The sequence below is a fragment of the Streptomyces griseocarneus genome (assembly GCF_014655595.1).
In the GTDB taxonomy this organism is placed as follows: Bacteria; Actinomycetota; Actinomycetes; order Streptomycetales; family Streptomycetaceae; genus Streptomyces; species Streptomyces griseocarneus.
The window spans coordinates 41,614-65,564 of record NZ_BNBL01000015.1 but is presented as its reverse complement, the minus strand read 5'-3'; the positions used below and the strand labels follow the sequence as shown (position 1 = coordinate 65,564).

At 68.9% G+C, this 23,951-nt stretch carries 23 protein-coding genes and 3 pseudogenes; 11 read left to right on the top strand and 15 right to left on the bottom strand.

The genetic code is table 11. From position 1 onward, the window contains the following. Positions 1–23: 23 nt before the first annotated feature. A complete protein-coding gene (locus IE295_RS28980; protein WP_190066733.1) occupies positions 24–503 on the bottom strand; it encodes a macro domain-containing protein in 480 nt (159 codons plus the stop codon). Between the two features lie 104 nt (positions 504–607). Continuing rightward, positions 608–1,256 (bottom strand): annotated as a pseudogene (locus IE295_RS28975) (IS5 family transposase); the annotation flags it as partial. A gap of 63 nt (positions 1,257–1,319) precedes the next feature. On the opposite strand from IE295_RS28975, the gene IE295_RS28970 reads away from it, so the two are divergent. Then, positions 1,320–1,679 (top strand): hypothetical protein, encoded by a 360-nt coding sequence (locus IE295_RS28970; protein ID WP_190066732.1) that lies wholly within the window; start codon positions 1,320–1,322, stop codon positions 1,677–1,679. A gap of 1,014 nt (positions 1,680–2,693) precedes the next feature. Continuing rightward, a complete protein-coding gene (locus IE295_RS28965; RefSeq protein WP_190066731.1) occupies positions 2,694–3,980 on the top strand; it encodes a phospholipase D-like domain-containing protein in 1,287 nt (428 codons plus the stop codon). A 66-nt stretch (positions 3,981–4,046) separates the two neighbouring features. On the opposite strand, the pseudogene IE295_RS33900 reads toward IE295_RS28965, so the two are convergent. The 3 genes and pseudogenes from IE295_RS33900 to IE295_RS34205 form a co-directional block, all read right to left on the bottom strand. Further along, positions 4,047–4,151, bottom strand: a pseudogene (locus tag IE295_RS33900) (MerR family transcriptional regulator); the annotation flags it as partial. Positions 4,152–4,291: 140 nt separating this feature from the next. Next, positions 4,292–4,645: a hypothetical protein gene (locus tag IE295_RS28960; RefSeq protein ID WP_190066730.1), complete on the bottom strand. Its 354-nt coding sequence runs from the start codon at positions 4,643–4,645 to the stop codon at positions 4,292–4,294. 126 nt (positions 4,646–4,771) lie between these two features. Continuing rightward, positions 4,772–4,894 carry a hypothetical protein gene (locus IE295_RS34205; protein ID WP_263453953.1) on the bottom strand — a complete coding sequence of 41 codons (123 nt, stop codon included), beginning with the start codon at positions 4,892–4,894 and terminating at the stop codon, positions 4,772–4,774. 369 nt (positions 4,895–5,263) lie between these two features. On the opposite strand from IE295_RS34205, the gene IE295_RS28955 reads away from it, so the two are divergent. Beyond that, positions 5,264–5,500 carry a hypothetical protein gene (locus tag IE295_RS28955; protein ID WP_190066729.1) on the top strand — a complete coding sequence of 79 codons (237 nt, stop codon included), beginning with the start codon at positions 5,264–5,266 and terminating at the stop codon, positions 5,498–5,500. A 176-nt stretch (positions 5,501–5,676) separates the two neighbouring features. Here the strand turns inward: IE295_RS28955 and IE295_RS28950 are convergent, their stop codons facing one another. Beyond that, positions 5,677–5,865, bottom strand: a complete 189-nt coding sequence (locus tag IE295_RS28950) for a hypothetical protein (protein WP_190066728.1) — start codon at positions 5,863–5,865, stop codon at positions 5,677–5,679. A 750-nt stretch (positions 5,866–6,615) separates the two neighbouring features. Further along, complete coding sequence (locus IE295_RS28945; protein ID WP_190066727.1) at positions 6,616–6,876, bottom strand: hypothetical protein; 261 nt, start codon at positions 6,874–6,876, stop codon at positions 6,616–6,618. A gap of 16 nt (positions 6,877–6,892) precedes the next feature. On the opposite strand from IE295_RS28945, the gene IE295_RS28940 reads away from it, so the two are divergent. Then, the gene (locus tag IE295_RS28940; RefSeq protein WP_190066726.1) at positions 6,893–8,005 is read left to right on the top strand and encodes an ABC transporter substrate-binding protein; all 1,113 of its coding nucleotides are present in this window, start codon (positions 6,893–6,895) and stop codon (positions 8,003–8,005) included. 176 nt (positions 8,006–8,181) lie between these two features. Here IE295_RS28940 and IE295_RS28935 read toward each other — a convergent pair whose 3' ends face one another. After that, positions 8,182–8,745, bottom strand: coding sequence for a TetR/AcrR family transcriptional regulator (locus tag IE295_RS28935; RefSeq protein ID WP_224323448.1), 564 nt, complete (start codon positions 8,743–8,745; stop codon positions 8,182–8,184). A 242-nt stretch (positions 8,746–8,987) separates the two neighbouring features. Here IE295_RS28935 and IE295_RS28930 point away from each other — a divergent pair, with 242 nt between their 5' ends. Continuing rightward, positions 8,988–9,413 carry a DUF6463 family protein gene (locus IE295_RS28930; RefSeq protein WP_224323449.1) on the top strand — a complete coding sequence of 142 codons (426 nt, stop codon included), beginning with the start codon at positions 8,988–8,990 and terminating at the stop codon, positions 9,411–9,413. A gap of 213 nt (positions 9,414–9,626) precedes the next feature. After that, positions 9,627–9,922 (top strand): annotated as a pseudogene (locus tag IE295_RS34560) (hypothetical protein); the annotation flags it as partial. A gap of 69 nt (positions 9,923–9,991) precedes the next feature. Here IE295_RS34560 and IE295_RS28920 read toward each other — a convergent pair. After that, on the bottom strand, positions 9,992–10,663 hold the full coding sequence (locus IE295_RS28920) for a hypothetical protein (RefSeq protein WP_190066724.1): 672 nt from the start codon (positions 10,661–10,663) through the stop codon (positions 9,992–9,994). Between the two features lie 163 nt (positions 10,664–10,826). Next, the gene (locus IE295_RS28915; protein ID WP_190066723.1) at positions 10,827–11,273 is read right to left on the bottom strand and encodes a transposase; all 447 of its coding nucleotides are present in this window, start codon (positions 11,271–11,273) and stop codon (positions 10,827–10,829) included. A 568-nt stretch (positions 11,274–11,841) separates the two neighbouring features. On the opposite strand from IE295_RS28915, the gene IE295_RS28910 reads away from it, so the two are divergent. After that, positions 11,842–12,153: a DinB family protein gene (locus IE295_RS28910; protein ID WP_190066722.1), complete on the top strand. Its 312-nt coding sequence runs from the start codon at positions 11,842–11,844 to the stop codon at positions 12,151–12,153. Positions 12,154–13,084: 931 nt separating this feature from the next. Beyond that, entirely contained in the window at positions 13,085–13,636 is a 552-nt protein-coding gene (locus tag IE295_RS28905; RefSeq protein ID WP_190066721.1) for an RICIN domain-containing protein, read from the top strand. A gap of 139 nt (positions 13,637–13,775) precedes the next feature. On the opposite strand, the gene IE295_RS28900 is transcribed toward IE295_RS28905, so the two are convergent. Next, positions 13,776–14,138 carry a hypothetical protein gene (locus IE295_RS28900; protein ID WP_190066720.1) on the bottom strand — a complete coding sequence of 121 codons (363 nt, stop codon included), beginning with the start codon at positions 14,136–14,138 and terminating at the stop codon, positions 13,776–13,778. Between the two features lie 413 nt (positions 14,139–14,551). Here IE295_RS28900 and IE295_RS28895 point away from each other — a divergent pair, with 413 nt between their 5' ends. After that, the gene (locus tag IE295_RS28895; RefSeq protein WP_224323459.1) at positions 14,552–14,950 is read left to right on the top strand and encodes a spore-associated protein A; all 399 of its coding nucleotides are present in this window, start codon (positions 14,552–14,554) and stop codon (positions 14,948–14,950) included. Between the two features lie 220 nt (positions 14,951–15,170). On the opposite strand, the gene IE295_RS28890 is transcribed toward IE295_RS28895, so the two are convergent. Both IE295_RS28890 and IE295_RS28885 read right to left on the bottom strand, forming a co-directional pair. After that, positions 15,171–15,716: a hypothetical protein gene (locus IE295_RS28890; protein WP_190066718.1), complete on the bottom strand. Its 546-nt coding sequence runs from the start codon at positions 15,714–15,716 to the stop codon at positions 15,171–15,173. A 194-nt stretch (positions 15,717–15,910) separates the two neighbouring features. Continuing rightward, on the bottom strand, positions 15,911–16,642 hold the full coding sequence (locus IE295_RS28885) for a TetR/AcrR family transcriptional regulator (protein ID WP_190066717.1): 732 nt from the start codon (positions 16,640–16,642) through the stop codon (positions 15,911–15,913). An 82-nt stretch (positions 16,643–16,724) separates the two neighbouring features. Between IE295_RS28885 and IE295_RS28880 the strand changes: the two genes are divergently transcribed. Further along, positions 16,725–17,258: a hypothetical protein gene (locus IE295_RS28880; protein WP_190066716.1), complete on the top strand. Its 534-nt coding sequence runs from the start codon at positions 16,725–16,727 to the stop codon at positions 17,256–17,258. A gap of 340 nt (positions 17,259–17,598) precedes the next feature. Here IE295_RS28880 and IE295_RS28875 read toward each other — a convergent pair whose 3' ends face one another. Further along, positions 17,599–18,744, bottom strand: a complete 1,146-nt coding sequence (locus IE295_RS28875; protein WP_190066715.1) for an RICIN domain-containing protein — start codon at positions 18,742–18,744, stop codon at positions 17,599–17,601. 655 nt (positions 18,745–19,399) lie between these two features. Here IE295_RS28875 and IE295_RS28870 point away from each other — a divergent pair. Further along, on the top strand, positions 19,400–22,171 hold the full coding sequence (locus IE295_RS28870) for a discoidin domain-containing protein (RefSeq protein ID WP_190066714.1): 2,772 nt from the start codon (positions 19,400–19,402) through the stop codon (positions 22,169–22,171). 230 nt (positions 22,172–22,401) lie between these two features. On the opposite strand, the gene IE295_RS28865 is transcribed toward IE295_RS28870, so the two are convergent. Then, on the bottom strand, positions 22,402–23,913 hold the full coding sequence (locus tag IE295_RS28865; protein ID WP_190066794.1) for an FAD-dependent monooxygenase: 1,512 nt from the start codon (positions 23,911–23,913) through the stop codon (positions 22,402–22,404). Between the last annotated feature and the right edge of the window lie 38 nt (positions 23,914–23,951).

Genomic DNA, 23,951 nt, shown 5'->3' with positions numbered 1-23,951 from the left:
CGGTGGCTGCGTGCGCCGCGTCTCTACAGGTCGTAGACCGTGACGGCCAGGCCCTTGCTGGTGAGCCGGGTCTGGATCAGTGGTTCGATCTGTTCCCAGCGGCCGCCGGCCAGGCCTGCACCGATGCGGGGCATGTGGACGGAGGCGCCGAGCCGCAGTGCGGCGTCGGCGAGGTGCTGCAGTGCCTGGTCGATCGCCTCGTAGCGGATGGGAACGTGGTCTGATCCGCGGGTGCGGATGCCGTGCTGGCCGATCATGTTCGCCACCCACAGGCCGGGCTCGGCCTGGACGAGCTGTATCGCGCCCAGGGCGAAGTCGTTGCCGGACCGCTCCTTGTACCAGCGCCGGTACGCGGCTTCCGGCTGCGGCCACCGGCGGGAGAGGGCGACGACGAATCCCCGGCCCCAGCCACCGGTGTCGTTGCAGACGTGAGCGATGACCTTGGGGCCCTCGCCCTGCGGGCGGGTGGCGTCGCCATGCACGTACACGATCTCGTTGCTCATGGCCGTCACCCTAGGTGCGGGCACTGACAACGGGTCGGCCTCTTACTGATCGTTTCAGAATGATCTGCGGTACCGGTTGCGGAGGCCTTTGAACTGGCGGAGGGGCCTGAGCCGTGCGGGGCGCCACGTCGGGCGATCTTCGGAGTGATTCCCCGGCCGCGCAGGAGTCGACGGTGCTTGTGGAAGTCGTATCCGCGGTCGGCGAACAGCCGCCGAGGGCGGTGGAGGGGACGGCCACGCAGGCCCCGGATGCGGGGAACAGCATCAAGCAGCGGTATCAGCTGGGTGACGTCATGCCGGTTCCCGCCGGTCAGTGACACCGCAAGTGGGGTGCCATGCCGGTCGACGATCAGATGATGCTTGCTGCCTGGGCGGCCCCGGTCGACCGGCGACGGCCCAGTGTGAAGCCCCCTTTGAGGGCGCGGACATGCGAGCCGTCGACGGCGTAGTCGTCCTTCTCCAGCAGGGCTGCTGCCGGCAGCTCGGTGAGCAGGGTGGCGTGCAGCCGGGGCCTGAGGCCCGCTTCGGTCCCGTCCTGCAGACGGCGCCAGGCCGTGACGCCGGGGGAGCCCACCAGCTGGCGTGGCACATCAGGCCAGGCCACGCCAGTGGCAGGCCATGGAGGATGCCCGCCAGCGCGATGCGGTCGGGTATCCGGCGCCGCTCCGTGTGGCGGTGTCGCCGCTCAGGGTATGGCGGCAGCGGAGGAGCCACGCGCGCCCACAGGTCATCGGGCACATGATCGTTGTTCACGCCCGGAAGCGCGCCAGAACAACGCGGTTGAGATGGACGAGTTCTACCCGGCACACTCGCCCGATGAGCGAGAGCACACAGCCGGGCAGCTGGGACGGCCCCTGGTACCGCGTCCACACGGATCAGTTCGAGGCCGCGTTCCTGCCGGATGCCGACGAGGACCTGGAGACCGTGGACAACATTGACGTCGAGGTGCGGCTGCGAGATGGCTCGCGGTGGAGCGCGACCATCTTCACCGTTGCCCGGGTCGAGGTCTTGATGAAGCGTTGGGCCGCAAGCGGCGAGGCCCTGGGAGGCCGCTACTTCTGGTGCCCGGACGGGCTGATCGTCCGCGACGCCGGCATCAGCAACATGACCCAGGTACTCACCGGCCTGATCGAGAACGGCGAGTTCACGCAGGTCCTTCACCGCCTCGACGACTGATAGCCGCTCGCCGAGCCTCCGCAGATCATTCTGAAACGATCAGTTATACGGCCTTGAGCCTGGTGAGGGGTGGCAGCACGAAAACCCCGAGTGTGGAATCCTTGAGAGGGTTGTCGTGCCACTCGTCACCGTCCTGTCGGCGGAGTACTGGCCTTTCTCACGGCACGCGCTGAGGCACGAGCACAGTTGCGTCGCCAGCAGCGCCTCGACTACCTGCTGAGCACATACCGCACGCTTACGGACTGCGCCCATCGAGAGTTGTCTCCTGAATGCTCCTATGCCTTTGAACAGGCCATAGCTGATGTCCTCTTGCTGGGGACCCCTGCCAGTGCTTCTGGTCTTTAAGGTGTTTCTCTTCTCCGAATGGCTGCGACTGGTTCAGAGACCGGGGAGCCTTGATCACCGAGCTGACCGCATCCAGCTGACACGTGCGCTCGTATGCTCCCAGGCTCAGCTGGGGTGGGTTCACGCTGGGACCTTTGCTGCCCACGCGTTGTGTGGGTACGGGCGGGCCGCCGACACAATGCGCGACCGGGCAAGGTCCCTCGCACGGGCCATGAGCCGCCCCCCCCGACAGGGTGGCTAGGGCTGGGCCTTGCCGGCCGGGTCCGAGCTGGCGCCGTTCTCGCCGCGCGCTGCCGCCCGGCGTCGGCGCCGGCTGCAGGGCAGCGTTCGTGAAAGGCTCGCCTCTTGCTCGTCAGGCCACCGCCCTACGAATACATCGCGGAATGGGCAATCAACAACACCGTTTGAAGCGTAGTAAGCGGACCCTCCGCTTCTGTGAAGCGTCCGGGACTGTCCCGGACAGTGCTCTGACCAGCTGGGACACCGAAGCAGGGGCCGGGACATGTCCAGGCCGTTGACTGCCCTTTCTTGGGCATGGCAGGTTCGACCACCTCCGAGCGACAACAAATTCAGCAAAGCTTTCCGAACAAGGTCGGATTCGCCTGTCCCTGGAATCGTTCTTGCTCCATGGCGGTGATGCCGACCTGGGAACCCTGCCGAGGAAGGTCGATGAAACGTCGTAGATCAAAGAAGGTCAGCAGACTCGCCATATCAGCCCTCGCGATGGCGGCGGTGTCTCTGTCTGCTACTCCGGCCACAGGTGCCACATCCATCGGGACGAGCGCCGAGGCTGCCCCGGTGATCCCCGTATCGCCCCGGGAAGTACGCAACTACACCTGGTTCAACAAGAAATTCGACCCCGACCCGCACGCCGACGTCGTGGCTCATGTAGGCCGGCTCATCAACGCGGCTCCACGAGGAGCGACGCTCTCCCTCACCCTCTACTTCTTCGACAGGAAGGCGATCATCGCCGCTCTCCGCAGTGCCGCGGACCGTGGAGTGCACGTCCGCGTTGTCGTCGACGGCTACATGGTCGGGAATGACTTCCACAAGGCTCTCAAGGCGATCCCGAAAGCCAAGGTCGTGGAGTGCGACCCGACGCCCTCCGGCGGGAAGGCGGACCGCGGCTGCATGAGCAACCGTATGGGTTCCAGACCACTCGGCAAGCCGCCGGTCATGCACAACAAGTTCATGACGATATCCAGCGTGAAACTGGCTGGAGGAGGGACCGAGAAGAACGTTCTCTACGTCGCCTCGGCAAACCTCGACACCAAGTTCCGCGCATACGAGAGTGCCCTCACTATCAGTCATGCGGGCCTGTACGAGAATTACCTCACGTACTTCAAGGCCCTCATGTACTACGGCAGCCGCCAAGAGATCAACGACAACTACGGCAAAATCTCCAAGGTGGGCGCGCATCGCGTCTATACGTTCCCCCGCAAGGAGGCCGGCAGCCAGCCGGACAGTGCGAGCAACGATCCGATCGCCGACATCCTGAGGCATACCACTTGCGCGCGCTCGGGGAAGACGCAGATCAGCGTCGCCAACTTCAGGATTCAGCGCATGGCCGTGGTGAACGAGCTCATAGCCGCCAGTAAGCGTCACTGTCAGGTCAAGGTCGTCACCGGTGACGGCTCGATGTCGGGGGCGAAGACCCTTGCCCGTGCCATGCCCGTCCACCTCTGCGCCGAAACGGAGGCCGGCGGAAGGCCGGTGCACGAGAAATTCATGATCGTGCGCCAGGGTGCCCAGTCAACGCTCTACGCGGGCAGCCACAACCTCACGTACAGGGCGCTGCGCCAGAACGACGAGAACATCCTCGCACTGCGGAACCACCCGGTCGCCGGCCCGTATCAGGAACGGTTCGGCTACCTCTACGGTGAATGCAAGCCCATGAAGCCCACGTCGAACGTCGCGCCCCCGGCGAACGCGGACGACGAAGAGGACACCGACTGAACACCGCGGTGCACTTGACCATGATGCTCGGTCCCGGACGGCCTCGTCCGGGACCGATGCCCAGTGTCAGGACGTGGTCACCGGCGCCTGCAGTTCGGTCACCCAGTCGTCATGGTTGCCCGGGCACTTCAGGGTGATCTCCCGGGGGTATCCGGTCGACTGATAGCCATTCGGGCGTGAGTAGTTGAGACACCCGGCGCTGTCAAAACGTCAATCTGCGGCAGCCAGCTCAGTGGGGAAGGCGATCTTCTCGTCGAACAGGGCCCCGTTCTTAAGGCAGTGAGATTTTGTCAACCTGTCGTTGAAGATGGTCAGTTGGGCTGACAGAGAGGTGAAGCCTCTGGCAGATGGGTTTCGACCAGGAAAAAGTCCAGGCCCTCGTGCTCCACCTTCACTGGCAGCGCGGTCATCGGGTAGGGCACGTCGAGCGCGTGGTGGGAGCCGCGCATCACGATGGGGACGGGTTGCTCGGCATGCCACAGCTCGGCGCCCTCCAATACGGCCGGAATCTTGGCCAGTGTGTCGGTGGCGCCTTTGCCTTGCGAGGTGACGAGGCTGTGCGAGCGCGGGCGGATCGCTGTCCATACGGGAATGCCGAGATAGTCCAGGCCGGTGAGCCAGGCGACGCGCGTGATGCCCCACCGCTCCAGTTCGGGCTCCAGCACCTGCCATGTCTCTTCGGGCATCCTGGCCCGTACGTTCCATCGAGAATAATCACAGCAGCCGGCGGGCTTCGCTGTCCTTGATCGCCTCGGGGAAGAGGCCTCGGTACGACCGGGACGTGTCCTCGTTCACGGCGATGTACTGGGCGACGGCGCAGCCCGGTCGGCGGCCGTCTCGGGCGCCAGCAGCCGGGCGACCGTGTCCTGGTCGGTCAGGTTGGTCTCCGGGCGGATGACCGCGCAGGCGAGCACGTACGGCAGGTCGCCGGTCCCGATCGAGGTGACATAGTTCCATCACAGCTGCTTGAAGTACGGGTCGAATACCTGCTGGTAGAGGACCAGGTGACGTGTTGCCGGCTCACCTGTGCCTCGAAGCGCGCGGGCAAGGCTGAGGGCAGAGGACGCCTGATGTGTCGGCAGAGCAACAGCGCGCGGGGCCATGTCAGGGAGCGTGTGGGTGAGGGTGTGGCATGCCACGCATCAGTGCGCTGGCTGCCGGGCGTTCGTCTGATCACGATATGGATAGACACCTTCCGGATCTCTGGTGTGCGCCCTGGCCGTCCGGGATCCCGTCACCGGGCGCCCGCCGTGGTGGCGCTCTTCCACTGGGGAGGCTCAGCCATGAACCGATTCCACCGTGCCTTAGGCACGCTCGCAGCGGCCATCCTGCTGAGTGGGGCAGGCGCCGTGCTCGCCTCGCCTGCCTATGCCGACAGCACCGACGACAGTGCACAGGTGCTGGTCAGCGCACAGCAGTGCGTCGACAGCGGTGGCCGCATCCGGCAGATCTTCTGGTTCCCCCCGATGTACATGTGCGTCGGCGGCCCGCACAACGGAGAGGCCATCACCAGCTGGTGATTAGCCGGCCCGCCGCCAGTCGACACTCCGCATCGGGCTCAGCGCCGTGCTGGCGAAGAGTCTCCGGTGGGCTGTTGCCGAACTGGTCTGGCACCGCCCGAGGAGGCCGCTGGGACAACGCCGGCCTTGGGTGAGGACCGGGTCCAGGAACCGACGCGGTCGGCACCTCGCGGCCCTCACGGGGTGCCGCAGGTGCTGTGTGCCTTGCCGATGCCGATGCCGATGCCGATGCCGGTCGCGGTCCTGGTCGACGCCGTGCCGCTCCTGGCTGGGGGGCTGCCGTAGTGCCCGCCGGCGCCGCGGTGATGCCCGCGCCCGGCGGGGACGTGCGGCCTTCCGATGCCCGTCCCGGTCGGGCTCGGCATGCGTGGCATTGTCCGGTCCCGCGTTCCTGGGTGTCTGGCGGGGGCGCCGGAGGCGATGGTCTCCGGCGCCCCCGAGGGTGTTGTGCCCGGCCCACGGCCGGTTGTCCTCGCCGGCGCCGATCCGGTGCCGGGTTGGCCGCACCTGGCCGTGGGCCTGTTCTGGTGGAGCCGTGCCCGTGGCCGGTGGGGGAGTGGCTGCTGTTGTGACGTCGGATGTCCTGCCCCTGCTCGCGGCCGCGGGCCCTGGCGGTGATGCTGCCCGGGCACGACCGGCCCGTCATCACCACTCCGCTCGCGCCGCCGGTGCAGAGCTGGGTGGCGGACGGGCTGATGATGCTGGCGGAGGACGACCGGCCCCGGGCCGGCGTGGGGGAAGGGCTGTACTACGAGTCAGGGCCGCCGAGCCTGGGGGTGGAGGTCGGGCACGGTACGACCGAGCGGCACGCCACCACGAGCGTCGTACGAGTACACGGGGGAGTAGCGCCCGGGGTGATGGGGATCTCTGAAATCGGCCAGGGGTACTCGTCGCCTCACTCGGTCCCGTTGTTCAACCGAGTGGGAAGTTCAACGAGCACTGCACGCATCACCGTCCGGGGACCCGGCCCGCTCAATGCCTGTTCCGGATACTCCGTGCATGCCAAACGCGTCCGTGACCGCGGTCTTCCCCTCGTCCGGCGCCACCGTGCCCTGCGGGACGCTCTGGGGCTCTACTGCCCGCTCGGCTTCCACGGCACCTGGGCCTACCTCAGCTCAGCAGGGGACCTGCGCAACGACGAAGAGGCACTGCTGCGCGCCCTGGAGACGCTGGAGGCCAGCCGGGCCCTCGTTGGTGCTGATGACGATGAAGCTTGGCAGGTCGGCGAACGAATAATTGGTTGCCTGTTGGCGATGGTGGTGGATCCAATGACCGGCAATGGTCACCGGGCGCGCCTGCCTCGGCGAGACGTGATGAACGCGAATCACCTGCCCCGGCCGCGCGCGTTCCGGGCGGACCGCGACCGCATCGTCCAAGGGGAGACGCCACCCGATGAACACGCCACCATCGCCGTCCGGAGCGGAGCACACAGACAGCTCGTCCGTCCGCCTGGGCGCTCTCGTCCCGCTGTCGCGGCCCGGCTGGGTCGAGGCGGGCCGGCACCTGCTCGCCGGACTCGACCTGGCCGTTCGCGAGGTCAACGATGCCGGCGGGATCGACGGCAGACCGCTGGAGCTGGTGGTCCGGGACACCGCGGCCGATCCGGAGCGGGCTGCGGCAGCGGTGGACGAACTGGCCGGCCTGGGCGTGGCCGCCGTGGCGGGCGAGTACCACAGCGTCGTCGCCCGCGCCGCCGCCGCCCGGGCCGACGCCCTCGGCGTGCCGTTCGTCTGCTCGTCCGCGGTGCTCGACGCGCTCACCGAGGAGCCGACGGAGTGGGTCGCGCGCCTGGCCCCGGTGCAGTCCCGCGGCTGGCGGATCTACGCGGACTTCCTCCTCGGCGCGGGCCGGCGTCGGATCGCCGTGGCGACCCAGCCGAGCGTCTACTGGGCGTCCGGGACCCGCCTCCTGCGGGACCACCTCGCTCCCCGCGGCGGCACCGTCGTCGAACTCGACACGAACGCGCTCACTCCCGGGGCCCTGTGCGACGCGCTCGTCGACCACGGCGCGACGGCGCTCCTCCTGCTGGCCGGCCATCCCGAGCCGGCGGTGCCGCTCGTCAGGGCCGTCCGGGGCGACCGGCGGCTCGCGGAGATCCTGATCGGCGCCCCGGCCGGACAACCGGAGTTCGCCGAATGGACGGCGGCGCTGGGTGAGGACGGCGCCGGGATCCCGTTCCTGCGCTACCTGCCCGAGCGCCTCGGTCCGCTCGGCGAACGCGTCGGGAAGGAGCTCCGCGAGCGGCTGGGCGAAGCGCCCTCCTTCGTCGCCTTCGAGGGCTGGGACACCGTCGCCGTCCTCGCCGAGGTGCTGCGTTCCCACGGCACGGACCGGGCGGCCATCGCCGAGGCATGGCCGCGCGTGTCGGTCGACGGCACCCGCGGGCCGATCCGGTTCTCCCGCACGCCGGGCATCAGCGTCTGGCAATGGACTTGGACACCAATCCAAGTCGTTGACCGCGACCCGGCGGAACCCGATCGCTTTCGGGTTCTCCACGTCGGCTGAGAGTGCAGGGAAGCCCGACTGCCCAGATCTGTCTGAACTTGAGGCTGTTTACCTGTCTACCTGTCTACGTGTCCATACGAGCTCTCAGCTTCGCGGCGGGGGCCACGGCCATACTCTTGGATTGTCGCGCGGCGTCGGCGCCTGGCCGGCCGTTCGCAACCTCCCGGAGGGAACACCTAGCTCGCTGGCAGGTCCGTGGGGTCGGCCTTGCCGGGCGAGCGGTTGAAGATGAACTCGCTGGCGTGGGCGCGAACCTGGGCGCGGGTGCGGCCGGGGTGATCGGCGGCGAGGAAGTGGCTGCCGATGGCCATGCAGAAGGCGAGCAGGCTGCGGGCCTCGGCCTCGTCGGGGTCTGTGCAGAGAGTGCTGAATGCGTCGCGTAGCAGCTGCATGCGCCGGTTGTCCACGCGGCGCAGGCGGTCGGCGACCGCCTGGTCGCGGCGGGCCCAGTCGCGGATGGCCAGGTCTATGGGCAGCAGGCGGTCGCTGGAGAAGGTGAGTTGCCCGGCCAGCCGGATCTTGTCCAGAACGCCGCCGCTCTCGTGCTCGATCCGGTCGAGGACGTCGTCGATGCTCTCTCGCTCCCAGGCGTCGAGCATCTCCGTCAGCAGCGCGTCACGGTTGGCGAAGTAGCCGTAAAACCCGCCCCTGGTGACGCCCAGTGCCTTGGCCAGGGCCTCGACGCGCACCGCATCCACGCCGCCCGTGGCCAGCGCCCGAAGTCCCTCTTCGACCCACACCCGCGCGGTGTGCGCAGCCTGCCCATCGTGTGATCCACCTTGCATTTCCGTTGGTTGTACATAGCTGTATAACCAGAGAGGGCCATGGCTGCGGTTCCGCCGCCTCCCACTGCCCCGCTCCCGAACGCATCGAGGAATTCGGCGGAACGGCTTGTTCGGATGGCTGTACACGGCGGGGATCCTCCCGTTCCGGTACCTGTTCGTCCGCCCGGTCGGCTTCGAAGTGAGAACGGAGAAATCGGATGGTTAAGTGGGCAGGTTGGATCATCGCCCTCGCCGGACTCGGGCACACGCTGGGCAGCCTCGTCGAAGCAGCCCCGGACCACGCTGGAGCATGGTTTGGCGGGGTCTGGAACTTGGGGGACTACCCCGAGATGAGTGACGCCACCGTCGCGTGGTGGTACTCGGTGTTCAGTTTCGGACCGCCGCTTCTTCTGATCGGTCTGACCGTGCTGTGGCTGGACCGCCGCGGTATGACGCCGCCGCTGTTCATCCCGTGGGCCATGGTGGCGTGGGTCGTCGTGGGCTTCGTGGTCGACGGGCCCTCGCCCTTGCTGGTCCTCCTGGTCGCGGCCGGCCTGCTGCTGGCCGGAGCCCGGCGCACCAGGCGCCGCGAGAACGCGTCGCTCCGGGCCGACACGGCTTCCGGGGCGCGCATCGAGTCGTGATCAATATGTAGGGCTCGCCCTCGCGGTGGGGTTTGGGGCGTTAGGTCTGCTGGCGTGAAGCGCGTGCAACTAGCAGATGTGGAACGTGAGTTCAGTGGGTCGTGCCTGCCGGTCGGCGGGTACGGCCCGTATCCCGAGCACGAGGTCAAAGGGGGCGGTCTCGGGGAACGAAACGGGCAGGACACCGAGGCGGATCCCGGACGGGAGGAGTGACGACGTATCCGGCGCCGGTGCAAACTCCGGCTGAAGGCCGCCCTCCTCGGACGTTCCAGAGGTGGGCAGACCAGCAAGGTCCATCTCGCCGCCGACCGCGAGTGCCGCCCGTCGGCGTTCGTCCTGACTGCGGGCCAGGCGGCGGACAGCCCGCAGTTCGAGTGTGCCATCAACAGGATGAAGGCATGCCGGGTATCGCCACCCGCTACGACAAGACCCCGGGGAGCTGCCTCGCCGGCCTCCACCTCCGCGCCGCGATGATCTGGATCAAGGACCTCACGCGAGCCACTCCTTGATCACAACCAAATACGCGCCCTGGGTCCCCAGGCTCTCCTGTGTGCATGGCGTGATCGCCTGCATCCCATCTATGCTTTTTGACTGTAAACACCTGGAATTCCCTCTCCAAGGCTGTTGGCCACCAGTTCGGCCATCTTGAGCAGGGCATGGAAGTATCTGAACGCCTCGGGAAAGTTCGACGGGTGGCCCAGCCGGGGCAGATACCGGCGTAGTTCGGGCGCCCGCTCGGTGACAATGCGCCGACGGCCAGCGTCAAGGCTCCCGTCGTTTGCGAGGTACGTCGAGATGCACCCGGCCAGCCACGTGTCCAGCTCGGCCAGGACGCTCTTGTCCTCGCGCGGGATGCTGGGAAACGGTGCCCGGGCGAAATCGGTCCACAGCCGCCTGACCTCTTCGAGCATCGCGGGCTTGCCCTGGGGGCCGGGCCAACGGGGCCCGTACACGTAACGCACCTGCGCCCGCGGCGGGGTACGCCGGTGCCGGGTCTTCTCCCCGCGGCGGTGCTCGGCGAATGCCTCGGTCTCCCTGATCCATACTGTCCGGCTGGCCTCCAGCATCTCCAAGGCGCGCAGCAGTGCCTTTTCGTCGTTGCGCAGGTCCCCTGCTGTGCTGAGGTAGGCCCAGGTGCCGTGGAAGCCGAGCGGGCAGTAGAGCCCCACAGCGTCCCGCAGGGCGCGGTGGCGCCGGACGAGGGGAAGACCGCGGTCACGGACGCGTTTGGCATGCACGGAGAAGCTCACGCACCGATCATCCCCCAGGCGCTGGGCGCAGCTTCACGCGGAGTATCCGGAGCAGGCGTTGAGAGGGCGGGGGCCCCGGACGGCGATGCGTGCAGTGTTCGTTGAACTCCCCGCTTGGTTGAGCAACGGGACCGCGTGAGGCGACGAGTACCCCTGGCCGATTTCAGAGATCCCCATCGGTGAGTCGTTCACCCGCCGCCGTGAGATCCACCAGACCCCGTCGGCCGCGTAACGCCAGCATCTGCACGAACAGTGACTTCAGGGCATCACGGTGGCGTCGCACGAACCGCGCGACGGTGGAGTGATCAACCCTGCGGTTGGCAGTGATGACCCGGCAGCCCACGTCATCCCAGCAAGCTTGCTCGATTCGGCGGGATGCCCACACTCCCTTGCTGCGGCAGTACAGAATCAGCGCGACCGTGCTCGAGGGAGAGTAGGCGGCCCCTCCTTGCCTGTCGGCGCGGTAGCTGCCGTCGAACGCCGAAAGATCGAGTTTTCCGGCGACGTCGAGGGCCTTCCAGCACAAGTGCTCGGGCGGCAGCCAGCCCCGGGCGCTCCGCGGCATCCCAAGATCGCCTTCACGGTCACACCACAGGAAGTTCCGCCCCACGGAGCAAGATTCCGGGGCTGGCGTGGTGATCGGAACCGAATAGCGACTCGCTCTTGATTACCGCCAGGGGGAAGTCGTGCGACAGCCTCCCGGCTCGCCGCCCGGTGCACCAAAACCTCCCCGCCCGGGGCCAGGTCGGCCGCACGGCCAGTGGCGAGGACTCGCCCGACATCGTGACAGGGCGCCGGACGCCGGTTCTTCGAGACCCCCAGGCCTGGGACTCGTCGGCTTCACTGGAGTGGGCCCGCGACCTGTTCACGCCCCTGACAGAGTTCTTCCGGGGTGCCGCGTCCACCGGCCACGCGATGCTGATCTGACTTTCTGAGGCTGCCGACGCACCTGGGCCCTGGAGCAGGGGCGGTTCGGCGTGCCTGATGGTCTTCCGGCCACACAGGCGTCCACACACCCATTCGATGGAGGGGCGCGCTCGTCATGTCCCAGGACATCCAGCTGCTGGACAAGGCCTTGACCCGGACAACGCAGCTACTCGGCAACGTCACCCCGGACCAGTACGGGGCGGCCCACGCCGTGCGACGACTTCGATTTACGAACCCTGGCCAATCATGTCGTGGCCGGCAACCCCTACTACGTGATTCTTGCCCAGGGTGGTGCTCCCGACTTCTCCCTGTTCGCCCAGGACCACATCGGCGAGCGGCAGCCCGGGGAGGTCTATGCCGAGGGAGCCAAGGAGGTCCTGGCTGCCTGGCAGACCCAGGGTGCGCTGGAGCGGCGGATGCCGCTTCCGGGCGGCGGGCTGGGGCCGCGCCTGCCCGACCTGCACCTGCTGGAGGCCGTCCTGCACGGCTGGGGCCTCGCCACCGCCACCGGCCAGGACCGCGTCGGCGACCCGGGCGCCGTTGAGGCGGTCTTCCGGACCTGATACGGCAACTACCCCGACGAGATCCGCTCCCGGACGGGCACGTTCGGCCCGTCCAAGACCGCTGCGCAGGATGCCCCCGCCCTCGACCGGCTCGCCGACTACCTCGGCCGCACCGTCTGACCGGACGGCACTGTGGTGGCCTGACCGGGACCCTGGCAGTCACTCGCGCAGGGCAGGGGCGTCGGGATAGCGTGTGTGGGTACAGCCATATCGCGGTTAGCTGCGCAGCCCGTGGTGTGGATGCTGGCGAGGGTCGGCCCGGAACCGGGCCTCGCCAGGACGCAGAAAGAGGCCCCCGCCGCCGGCCGGAATCCGAGGGCGAGGGCCAACCATAGGTGACGGTTCTGACCGTCAGCCCTCAGGTTGTGTGAGGACTGGCGGTCACCGTCCGGTGAGCCACCTCCAGTTCCCGGATCACCGCTGCGATCCGTTCGTGGACAGGCTCGGAGGGCCCGGCGGGCGGCAGGCGAGGTGCGTGGCCAGCGCCACCCCGCCCCGTCCGGCCTGCCCCACACAGAATGCTGGTGAACCTCGCGCTCACGCCAGAACGCCGCCTGAGTCACCATCAGGTAGGTAGTCATGCCAGGACAGAGGCAGGGCCAAGAGCCTGATCCGTCCCACCGTTCCGAGCGCTGCATACCCACCAGCGATGGATCGCAGGCGGACCACCGCCCGCGTACTGAGCGCGCTCGGGTGGTGCGACAACGCCGTGAGGTACGGCATGCCTGGGGGCACCTCCCAGCGGTAGCCGGAGGAGTCGCAGGGCCCGCGTTGACCCGTCGGACACGCCTTAGGGCGTGTCCGATGGGTCAGCCGGGAGTCGCGGGGCTGATTTTTGCCAGCGCTGCACTTGGGCTGGTTTCGGCGCTGCTGGGTGACGCTTCCACAGGCCACTGTGAGGGCAAAAGGTCTGTCGAGAAGGGTGAGGATCATGCGCGAACGCAGTCGGCGCGTCGTCGCCGTTGCAGCACTGACCGCCACGCTGGGGGCCATGGGAGTCGCCAACGCTGCGACCTCCGGTGCGAGACCCGCCGCCGAGGGGCGGCTGCTCGATACGTACAGCCTTTTCACGTCCCGCTACAGCGGCCGGTGCCTCGATGTCGCGGGTGGCAGCAGCCTGGACGAGGCGAATATTCACCAGTGGGACTGTGTGGGCGTCGCGAACCAGCGCTGGAAACTCGCACCGACCGGTGACGGCTACTACTACATCACCGCTCAGCACAGCGGTAAGTGCCTGGACGTCGATACCCGCGCCGCCAACGGCGACTACGGCGGCAACGTGCACCAGTACCACTGCTGGGGAGGTGCGAACCAGCAGTGGCGCCTGGACTACATCGGCGATGGCTACTACTACGTGATTTCACGGCATAACAGCAAGTGTCTGGACGTGGACACCCGCCGTGGCAATGTGAACGGTGCCAACGTTCACAACTGGACCTGCTGGGGCGGAAACAACCAGATGTGGAAGATCTCGCCAGCGTAGGGCTTCCTGACAGGGCGTAAGGGGGCCGGAGCCGACAGCTGCAACGGCCTCCCCCTCACTGCTGCCCGACGGCACCGTGATCATCGGTCAAGTCTCTGCAGACTTCGCCGGAAGGCAGCGCCCAACGGCACTGCGGCCTTCAGCCATCCCCTCCAGACCGTGCGTGCTCGATGGGCTGCTGACGCGCGCGGCGATCCTCACGGGAGACGCCGGTCTGCAGGCGCGGCTCGACCAGTTCGCCACCCGGATCCTGCGGCTGCGTACCGGTGAACGATGGCGTGAAGCCCTCTCCACCGCGCTGCTGGGCGACTGGGTTGCCCCGCCGGCGCAGGAGCGCCGCCTGCTGCCCGATGCCATCGGCGTACTGCGGACGGAAGTGCGCACCATCCACCGGCAGCTGGTGCCGCTGTGGCGGCGCCGGGCCGGCGGCCTGTCCCGCGACGGCCACCGTATGGAACGGCGCGTGCTCCCGCTGGAGACGCCCTGCGGCAGAAGGCCTCACTCTGCGGGGCCTCCTCGCCGAAAGCACCTGCTCGGGCGACGCGGTGCTGTCCGACGCGACAACCCTGGGAGGCCCTGCACTTCGTCGAGCAGGTCCTGGCTGGTCATGTCGGTGTGCGCCTGTCACGGCGGCCGCCGCCGCGGACCCGGGCCGGGTGTGGGTCCTTTTCAGCTTGGTGTGACGGGTGTTGCGCGGGGTGGGGCACATGGCCGGTTCCGAATTATGCGGGTGAAGGTACGTGCAACCTCTATGGGGTGTGGAGTGTCTGGGGAGGCACGGGGACAGCCGTCCCCGCGTACGTCCTCAACCGGCACCATGCGACTCATCCACGGAGGAGATCAGTGAAGCGTGCTGTAAGTACCCGTGTTGCGGGAGCTGCGCTGCTCGCCGCTGCCACCACCGTCACAGGGTTGGTGGCAGGCACCGGGACGGCCGTCGCCGCTCCGGCCCGCGCCGCCGCCACGTACAACAAGGAGTGCGGCACCGGATACACAAAGGTCAACGAGATCCCGGTCCCGGGCCGCGGGACGGTCTTCCTGACCTACAACGCGGCCACCGGCAAGAACTGCGTGGTCACCAAGCGGAACACCTCGGCCGGCTCGCCGCTGTGGGTGGGCTCCTGGCTCCAGCGCAACCAGGAACTGAAGTCGAAGCAGGAAGAGTACGGCTTCTTCACCTCGTACGCGGGGCCGGTCTACCTGGACGCCAAGGGCAAGTGCGTTGACTGGGGCGGCGAGATCGACGGCTACGTCGTGGCCCGCTACAAAACGAACTGTAGCGCCCTGGCCCAGACCGGGCAGCAGGCCGACTGACCCGGAACCACGGCGGCGGGCGGCGGGACGTACAGCCAAGCCCCGCCTGGGGTCGCCTCCTGGAAGCAGGACGGCACTGACCGCCGCCTCCGCCGCGGACCGGCTCCACTGGTGAAAGGGCCTTGCGCCCCGACCCCCGGCGAGCAAGCGTTACGACCACGGGGCGGGGCCGTCTGGGCCCGTGTGCTGTTCCTCCCCGGCTGGTCGGTGTCCGTCGTTGTCAGTGCTGTCCTGCGGCCAGTTGTAGAGCTGCGCGGTCGTCGGCGGTGAGTATCCCGGCCGGCAGGGTCTCGTCGTTGAGCAGTGCGTGCACCAGGTGTGCGTGTTCGGCGAACGCGGCTCTGCACTGTTCGTGGTCCGGGTGGTCGCCGTCGGTGCCCCACAAGGTGCCTTTCTGGCCTGGTTCGAGGGGCCGGGACAGCTCGGCGGCGATGGCCAGGAAGCCGAGGAGGTCTCCCCGTGCCGGGACTTGCGGGTCGGCCGCGAGCCGCAGCAGGAACGGCAATGCCGCCGGCGTGGCCGGGCTCAGCAGGAACATGTGACTCATCAGGACGGTGGTCAGCACGCTGTCGGCTTCCGGTGCGGTCACCGGGTCGAGCAGTGCGTGCAGCAGAGCCGGCATCTCGGGGGTGCATCCGGGCAGCTCGGACCAGGGGATCTCGTTGCAGCCGCGGAGTGCGGGGTGTTCGGTGCCGTCGGTCCGTCCCGCCTGCGGGTACTTCTCCAGGAACCGCGCCACTCCGGCCTCTTTGGCCTCGGCGCTCATCTTGCACATCCGCCTGCCCCCCTCTTACTTGGTACCGACTTGGACGGGCAGCATCGCACGGGGGCAAGCCCTTGAAGGTGTGGGGGCGGCTTTAGCGGTTCCTGAACGGACGGGGCGAGGGTGACGGGGGTGTCGCTGGCCCGGGGGGAGTCGTGAATGTCCGGCCGGACGCGCCGGCCGGTGGCGGGGGAGGGTCACATCATGGCTTCCACTCCCGCGATGAGCATGGTCAGGACGGATTCGAACAGTACGTCCGGGGGCTCGTAGGCGGACTGGGCTGCGACGCGTTGCAGGTGGGGGAGTTCTCCGGTCGCAGAGTTCGGTGGCACGCCGGTCCATCCGGGCAGGTCCGAGCCGGGCGGCGGCCGGTCGTGCCAGGCGTCCCAGATTTCTGCGAACCCGGAGACCTGGAGGACGGTGATCGACCAGGCCCGGTAGGCGTTCTGCGGGGACAGTCCGAGGTCGAGGAAGAAACCCACGAGGATGTCGTCGGGCCGCATCAGGTCAGCGGACGCGAAGGGGGTCAGGTCCTCGGCACGTGCGAGCGCGAGCATTCCCGGGTGCACGCGGTACCAGGCGCGCAGGTCCCGGCAGTAGGTCCGCAGGCTTTCCTGCCAGCGGCCGGTGTCCAGCCGGGGCTGCGGCCGGTCGCTCTGGCAGACGGCCACGATCTCCCCGAGCAGGTCATGCCGGTCGGTCACGTAGTTGTAGAGGGCCCGCGGCGACACCTCGAGGCGTGCACCGACAGCGCGCATCGTCAGCTCCGCCGGTCCTGCCTCGCCCAGGATCTCCAGAGCTGCCCGGGCGATCCTCTCCCTGGTCAGAGTAGGCCGGCCCTTGCGGAACTCCGGGCGCCTGCGGCCTGCGGCCGCATGCCCGTCCGGGGGTGCAGCCGCAGGCCCGGCATCGTCTGCTGTTGTTGCCACGGCAGCATCGTAACCCTTGAACTTCACAGTGCGTTGACTTCATGGACGGCGGAAGGTTAGGTGAGCCTTACCAAGTTCGGGAATGCTTCGGGAGGTTGGCATGCAGTGGTCGGCGGTCCTCGGGTACGGCCTGGGCTACGGGCTGGCGCTCAGCCTGCTGTTCACCGCGGCGGTGTTCGCCGGAGCGGCCATGAGCAGGGACTTCCTGCTGGACGACTATCCACCCGCGATCCAGCGCCGGTACGGCAGGCCCAAGAGCGCCCGCGGCCGCCGGGTGGCGGTGCTCTTCGGCGTGTTCGTCTGGGCCGTCTGTGGCCTTCCCCTGATGACCGCGGCGATGACCGGCCTCGACGGCGCACTGGACGACGGCCTGGAATTCCTGCCCGCCGCTGTCTGCGCGGCCCTCGTCTTCGCCACGCTGACTGTCTGGGACCTGGTCGTCCTCGACTGGATCATCTTCGCCGGGCTGCGCCCCCGCCTGCTGGTCCTTCCCGGCACCGAGGGTATGGCGGAGTACCGCGACCTGCGATTCCATCTCAGCGCCGCCCTCAAGGGCAGCCCGCTGATCATCGTCGTGGGTCTGCTCACCGGAGGCATTGCCGCCCTGATCGCCTGAAACGAGAACCGGGGATGGCGGTGCCGTGCCGCATGAATCGTCATCGCGCGCAACGAGGTTCCGCGTGCTGCCTTGCGCGGCGGCTGCTCGTACTCAGGCTCCACGTGCGCGTTAAAGCAGGCGTGAACCGCCCCAGCGACGGGGCCGTTGTCCGCTTCACTCAAGCCGGCCGCCGCGCCATCGAAGCCGCCGAGTGGCGTTCGGTGTCATCGACCGTAGCCGTCACAGGCCGGCCCCGGCCTGGTGGCGGACACGACTCCGCCCGTGACGGGCATCGGGGCCCGCGTCCCTGTGCCGGGCCGGCTCCTGGCGGCCCGGCACAGGGACTTGCGGGGTGGTGTCAGCTGATGGGGTGGAGGTAGAAGGCTTCGTTGTCCGCGGGGTAGGGCAGTGGCCCGTACTGCTGGGAGTACTGGATGACGGGGGTGCCGTCGGCGGTGCCGTTTCCTGCGACGTTCAGGAAGTAGGAGGTGGCTTGGTTCGTGATGGTGGTCAGGTTCGGGAAGAGGGGCAGGGGGTGTTCCAGGGCGAAGTTCTGGGTGTCGTTGTACGGGCCGTGGCGGTGGCAGTCCCAGATGTTCATCCGGGAGCCTTGCTTGCTGGCTTTTCCGTAGTCGACGTCCATGCACTTGCCGCTGTTGGTGCTGACGATCCGGTTGAAGAGGTTCCGGAAGCCGTCGGGGCGCAGTGTCCACTGCTGGTTGGTGGCGCCGTTGGGGTGGTAGAGGATGACGTGCGTGCCGTTGGCCTTCTGTCCCTGGTAGACGTCCAGGACACCGCCGTTGCCGCCGTTGTCGCTGAGGGTGAACCGGGCGGGGCCGGCTCCGGCGCGCAGTGAGGAGAAGGTGATGGGCCAGTGGTCGCTGCCGCGGGGGTTGCCGCGGGCGGCCTGCCAGTTCTGGGTGTAGACGTTGGAGACGGCGTAGTCCAGGCGGCCGCCGCTGAGCTGGGTGGGTCCGCCGCTTTCGTAGATGTGGGAGTTGGCGGGTATGCCCGTGCGGCCGCCGACGGGCAGGGAGCGCGGGGCGCGGTTGAAGTCTCCCAGGACCACCCAGTTCGCCAGGCCCAGTGCCCGGGACCGGTCGGCGGTGCGACGTACGAGTGAGGCGGCGTCAGTGCCGCCGCTGGCACTGGCGTGGATGGAGGCGAACAGGGTGTTGTCCGCCCTGCGTACGACGCCGAGGGCGGAGCGGTAGACGCCGGGGATCTCCTCCACCCGGTCGGGGCGGAATGAGGTGATCATGGCCGGGTTCACACCCCGCTCGGGGCGGGCGCCCTGGTAGAGGATGTACAGGTACCGCACGCCCCGGGTACGGGTCGCGGGGATGCGATAGGCGCGGACGTTGCGGCCGATGCGGCCCAGCGGCACCGCGCCGGCGGGCGGCGTGACGGAAGCCTCCTGCAGGGCCACCACGCTTGCCCGGTCGGACAGTTCCAGGGCGTTGGCCCACCGGCCGGACGAGCGCTGCATGTTCCAGGTCGCCATCCGGTTCGAGTCCGGTGGCGCGGCTGCCGCGGTGCCCTCGCCTCCCAGCAGGAGTGCGGCGCATAAGGCGCCGACCGCCAGTGCTGTCAGTCCCCGTCGGCCTCGAACGTGCCGTTCGTTTGCTTCTGTTCTCTTGTCTGGGTGATGCATGCACGCCAATATCCTGCTGCCTCGTCCGCGACGGCCACTGCATTCAAGGCAGAGTTGCCGTGGGGCGAAGGGGCCGCTGTCAGCCGCTGTCAAGCGCCCTTCGATGCCGGGAGAGGGTAACTCGGCGTGCGTCCGGACTTGCCCGGCCTGCGCCACCTGGCTGCGGCTGATCGCCGCCCGCCTTGTTGCTGCAGCGAATGACAGTACCGGTATTCCCGATCATGCCTTCCTGGATCCCCGCCCCCTGCCCCGCGCGCCACGGCGCGGACGTGCGCCGGTGGCGCGAGATGACGGCGGCCCGCTTCGTGGGCCTGTGCCCGCCACATGTACGGGTCCATGCATGACCGTTCCTCGTCCGCTCTGGTCGGCCTGCTGTTCGCCCCGTTTACCTTGTCCGGGTCCCTCCTGTTTTCGGAAGTCGTATGAACAGGCACGTCTGTTGACGTTTTGTGTTCATCAAATTTAAGGTCGCCGGACTCTTAGGAGATCAAGACGACGGAGACCAATGACGCCCTCTCCCGACGTGCGGTCGCGCCCCGGCCGCCTGTCCGCCCTTCTGCTCGCCGGTGCGCTTGTCGCTTCGGTACCGCCCGCGGCCGCCGCGCCGGCATCACACCCCCCCACCACTGATCGTTCCTCCGCCTCCACCTCCCCGTCCCCGGGCAGTTGCCGGACCGGCGACGGCTGGACACTTGAAACAACCCGCGCCAGTGCCGACGGCACCCATCACGCCTACCTGGGCAACGGCTACCTGGGGCAGCGCGTACCGCCCAACGGTGCCGGCTACACCGGCACTGACGCCAAGACGGGCTGGCCGCTGTTCACTCCGAGCTACGACGGCTCGTTCGTCTCCGGGCTCTACGCGCACAACAAGGAGACCGCCGGGGACCGACAGGCTGTCGCGGCTCTTCCCACCTGGTCCGCGCTCACTGTCGGCACCGGTGGTGAACACGGCGATACGTTCAACTCTTTGACACAGTCGGACCGAATATCCGGATATCGTCAGACCCTCTTCCTGCACTGCGGCATCGTCCGGACCTCCCTGACCTGGACCGCCGCCGACGGGCGGAAGACCGACCTGGTCTACGAGGTCCTGGCCGACCGCAACGATGCGCATGTGGGTGCGGTCCGGCTGAGCATGACGCCGCGGTGGAGCGGCGAGGCCACCGTCACCGACCTGCTCGACGGGCGCGGCGCCCGGCGTATCCGGCAGACCGGCGGCGGCGATCGGACCACGGGGACCGGCCAGGGCAGCCCGACCACCATGGACGTGGCCTTCCGCACCGACGGCACGGACACCGACGGTGCCGTCGCCTCCTCCCTGAGCGCCGGGCCCGGCGTACGCACCGCCAAGGCCCAAAAAGCGGGCGCCGCCCGCGACTTGAGCGCCCAGCAGTCGCTCACCTTCCCCGTGCGCAAGGGCCACGCCTACGACCTCACCAAGTACGTCGGCGTCGACACCGCACTGACCTCACGCTCGCCCCGCCAGGGCGCCACCACCACCTCCCAGCGCGCCGCCCGGCGCGGATGGCAGACGCTGCTGCGCGCCCACACCGCCTCCTGGGCCCGGCTCTGGCGCGCCGACATCGAGGTGCCGGGCCGGCGCGAGCTGCAGGCGTGGGTGCGCTCCGCACGGTACGGGCTGCTCTCCAGCACCCGTACGGGCGCCGCGAACAGCATCGCCCCGGCCGGGCTGACCAGCGACAACTACGCGGGCCTGGTGTTCTGGGACGCCGAGACGTGGATGTACCCCGCCCTGCTGGCCACCTCACCCGAACTCGCCCGGACCGTCGTCGACTACCGCTACCGCACCCTCCCCGGAGCCCGCGAGAACGCCCGCAAGCTCGGCTACCAGGGCCTCTTCTACCCCTGGAACAGCGGCAGCAACGGCGACCTGGCCCAGGAATGCCACAGCGTCGACCCGCCCCACTGCCGCACTCAGATCCACCTCCAGTCGGACATATCCCTCGCCGCCTGGCAGTACTACCTCGCCACCGGCGACACCGGCTGGCTGCGCGAGCGCGGCTGGCCGGTGATGAAGGGCATAGCCGAGTTCTGGGCCGCAAGAGTCACTCGCAACACGGACGGCAGCTACTCCATCAAGGACACCGCCGGCCCCGACGAGTACAGCAACGGCGTCGACGACGCGGTCTTCACCAACGCCGGTGCCGTCACCGCACTGCGCAACGCCGCCCGTGCCGCGCAGCTGCTCGGCGAGCGCGCCCCGGGGGAGTGGACGGCGATCGCCGACCGGGTCAGGATCCCGTACGACGCGCAACGCAAGGTCTTCCAGCAGTACGACGGCTACAAGGGCAGCAAGATCAAGCAGGCCGACACGGTGCTGCTGATGTACCCCCTGGAGTGGCCGATGCCCACGGGCGCCGCGGCCGGCACCCTCGACTACTACGCCCAGCGGACCGACCCCGACGGCCCCGCCATGACGGACTCCGTCCACGCCATCGCCGCCGCCGGCACCGGCGAGCCGGGCTGCTCCACGTACACCTATCTGCAACGCTCCATCAGGCCGTTCGTCCGCGGTCCCTTCGCCCAGTTCTCGGAGGCCCGCGGCGCCAAGGCGGGGGCCGAGGACCCCCTGGCCGGCACGCCCGCCCACGACTTCCTCACCGGCAAGGGCGGCTTCCTGCAGACCTTCACAAACGGCCTGACCGGCATGCGCATGCGCGAGGACCGGCTCCACCTCGACCCCATGCTGCCCCCGCAGCTCAGCCACGGCGTCACCCTGCGCGGCATGCGCTGGCAGGGCCGCACGTACGACATCGAGCTGGGCGCCCACCGCACCACCGTGCGGCTCACCGACGGCGCGCCCATGACCCTCGAGACACCGCAAGGGAAGCAGGTCCTGACCAAGGCCGCCCCGGCCGTCCTCGAGACCCGCCGCCCCGACCTCACGCCCACCAACAACCTCGCCCGCTGCACCACGGTCACCGCCTCCTCCGAAGAACCCGGCCTCTACGCGGACGCCGCCGTCGACGGCAACCCGGCCACCGCCTGGGTTCCGGACGGCCCCAAGGGCAGCCTGACCACCGACCTCGGCAAGACCGCACGCATCGCCAAGGTCGCCCCCACCTGGAGCGGCCCGGAGCCGGTCTCCTACGACGTTCAGCTGTCCGCCGACGGACGCCACTGGCACGCCGCCCCTGCCGGTGCGGCCGCCGGCAGCGGTACGCCCGAGCCGGCACGGTACGTACGGGTGGTGGTGCGCGGTGACGCCGACGCCATCTCACGCACAGGCATCGCTGAACTGACCGTCTCGTAGCGGACGGCACCTTCCGCGCGCCGATGCGGCTTGCGTCGTCGGGTCCCCTTCCCCAGGGGAAGGGGACCCGACGACGGGCAGGTGACCGGACCGGTGCGGCCGCCGTGCGCGAGTGCCCGCCCGCCCGGACGAAGACGAAGGCGGTGTGTTCCTCGCGTACGAGGCTGTTCCTCGCGTACGAGGCCGGCGCGTTCCGCGACGGTGAGTGCGGCATCGCCCGGCCTCTCGGTTCAGCAGGCGCCGGTCCAGGTGGTCCAGGCGGTCAATGCGGCGGCCCTGCCGGCGTGAAGAACGCGGGGCTCGGTCGTGCGGGTGGCCCAGGCGATGTGGCCGTCGGGCCGGATGAGGATTTCGCTTACGTTCTTCAGGTCCGGGTGGTCCCCGTGCCCCAGCACGCTGACCCCGCGGACACGGCCGGACGAGGCCGGGGCGGTGGCAGCACGCGGGTGCTGTCCGCCGTCGAGGCGGAGCAGGACGAAGCGGCCGTCGTGCAGCAGCTCGTAGACCCGGGTTGGCCCTGCCGCCGTGGTGAGGCCGAGGTCGGGCATGCGTCGGCCGGTGAGCGGGTCGGCGTCCGGGGTGGTGGGGGGATAGGTGGTGTCAAGGGCGGAGATGCGGCCGGCCAGGTGCCGGTTGACGTCCTCCATGTCCAGGAGCGTGTCAAGAAGTTCGCACAGGTGCCTTGCGGGGCCCGCGTACTGTTCGGTGAGGGGGAGTTCCACCAGCAGGGTCTGGGCGCGGGTGGCGGTGGTGACGGCGTGTCCGACCGGGTGGCGCTCGGCGTGGTAGGTGTCCAGCAGGCCGGGGGGTGCCCAGCCTCGAACGGTGGCGGCGAGCTTCCAGCCGAGGTTCATGGCGTCCTGCAGCCCGGTGTTCAGTCCCTGGGCGCCGACGGGGAAATGGATGTGTGCGGCGTCGCCGGCCAGCAGGACGCGGCCCCTGCGGTAGGCGGCGGCGAGGCGGGTGGTGTTGCCGAAGCGTGACAGCCAGCGCGGCTCGCCGATGCCGCAGTCGCTTCCGCAGACCCGCATCAGCGAGGTGCGGAACTCCTCCAGCGTCACCGGTTCGGTGGAGGGCACCCGGATCCGCTGCGGGTCCATGACCACGTACCGCGTCAGCCCGGCCTCCAGGCGGGCGACGAGCACGCCGTGCCGCCGGGCCTGCTCATTGTGCGCGTGGTCGGCGACGGCGAAGTCCCCGACCACCGCGGTCATCGACTCCCGCGTCCCCGGGAAGCCGATCCCGGCCGCCTGCCGGACCAGGCTGCGCCCGCCGTCGCAGCCCACCACATACGCGGAACGGATCGTCACGCATCCGTCCGGGCCGTACACGTCGGTCTCGACGCCCTCGGCGTACTGCCGGAGGGCGACGGCCTCGTGCCCGCGACGGATCTCCACACCCAGCTCACGGGACCTTTGGGCCAGCAGCGCCTCGGTCCGGGCCTGCGCGAGCAGCAGGGCATAGGGGTGCCGGGTGTCGAGCGCGGTGAAGTCGAGCGGCCTCTTGAGGCTGACGGCGAACTGCCAGCCCGGCACCGTACGGCCCGCGGCCAGGAAGCGGCCGGCCAGGCCGCGCATGTCCATCAGCTCGATGCTGCGGGGGTGGAGGTTGAGCGCCCGTGACTCCCGGTGCGGCTTCGGGCGCTTGTCGATCACCACGGTCCGCACGCCCGCCAGGGCCAGCTCGCACGCCAGCAGCAGCCCTGTCGGGCCGGCGCCCACGAGGAGCACGCCGGTGTCCATGTGTGAGCCGGGGGACGTCACGCCCCCACCTTTCGGTG

Excerpts from the sequence above, each read along its gene's own strand:
- IE295_RS28870 (WP_190066714.1), top strand. The coding sequence starts at position 19,400 with ATGACGCCCTCTCCCGACGTGCGGTCGCGCCCCGGCCGCCTGTCCGCC.
- IE295_RS28930 (WP_224323449.1), top strand. The coding sequence starts at position 8,988 with ATGGTTAAGTGGGCAGGTTGGATCATCGCCCTCGCCGGACTCGGGCAC.
- IE295_RS28865 (WP_190066794.1), bottom strand. The coding sequence starts at position 23,913 with ATGGACACCGGCGTGCTCCTCGTGGGCGCCGGCCCGACAGGGCTGCTG.
- IE295_RS28965 (WP_190066731.1), top strand. The coding sequence starts at position 2,694 with ATGAAACGTCGTAGATCAAAGAAGGTCAGCAGACTCGCCATATCAGCC.
- IE295_RS28955 (WP_190066729.1), top strand. The coding sequence starts at position 5,264 with ATGAACCGATTCCACCGTGCCTTAGGCACGCTCGCAGCGGCCATCCTG.
- IE295_RS28950 (WP_190066728.1), bottom strand. The coding sequence starts at position 5,865 with ATGCCGAGCCCGACCGGGACGGGCATCGGAAGGCCGCACGTCCCCGCC.
- IE295_RS28940 (WP_190066726.1), top strand. The coding sequence starts at position 6,893 with ATGAACACGCCACCATCGCCGTCCGGAGCGGAGCACACAGACAGCTCG.
- IE295_RS28980 (WP_190066733.1), bottom strand. The coding sequence starts at position 503 with ATGAGCAACGAGATCGTGTACGTGCATGGCGACGCCACCCGCCCGCAG.
- IE295_RS28880 (WP_190066716.1), top strand. The coding sequence starts at position 16,725 with ATGCTTCGGGAGGTTGGCATGCAGTGGTCGGCGGTCCTCGGGTACGGC.
- IE295_RS28875 (WP_190066715.1), bottom strand. The coding sequence starts at position 18,744 with ATGGCGACCTGGAACATGCAGCGCTCGTCCGGCCGGTGGGCCAACGCC.
- IE295_RS28905 (WP_190066721.1), top strand. The coding sequence starts at position 13,085 with ATGCGCGAACGCAGTCGGCGCGTCGTCGCCGTTGCAGCACTGACCGCC.
- IE295_RS28970 (WP_190066732.1), top strand. The coding sequence starts at position 1,320 with ATGAGCGAGAGCACACAGCCGGGCAGCTGGGACGGCCCCTGGTACCGC.
- IE295_RS28890 (WP_190066718.1), bottom strand. The coding sequence starts at position 15,716 with ATGAGCGCCGAGGCCAAAGAGGCCGGAGTGGCGCGGTTCCTGGAGAAG.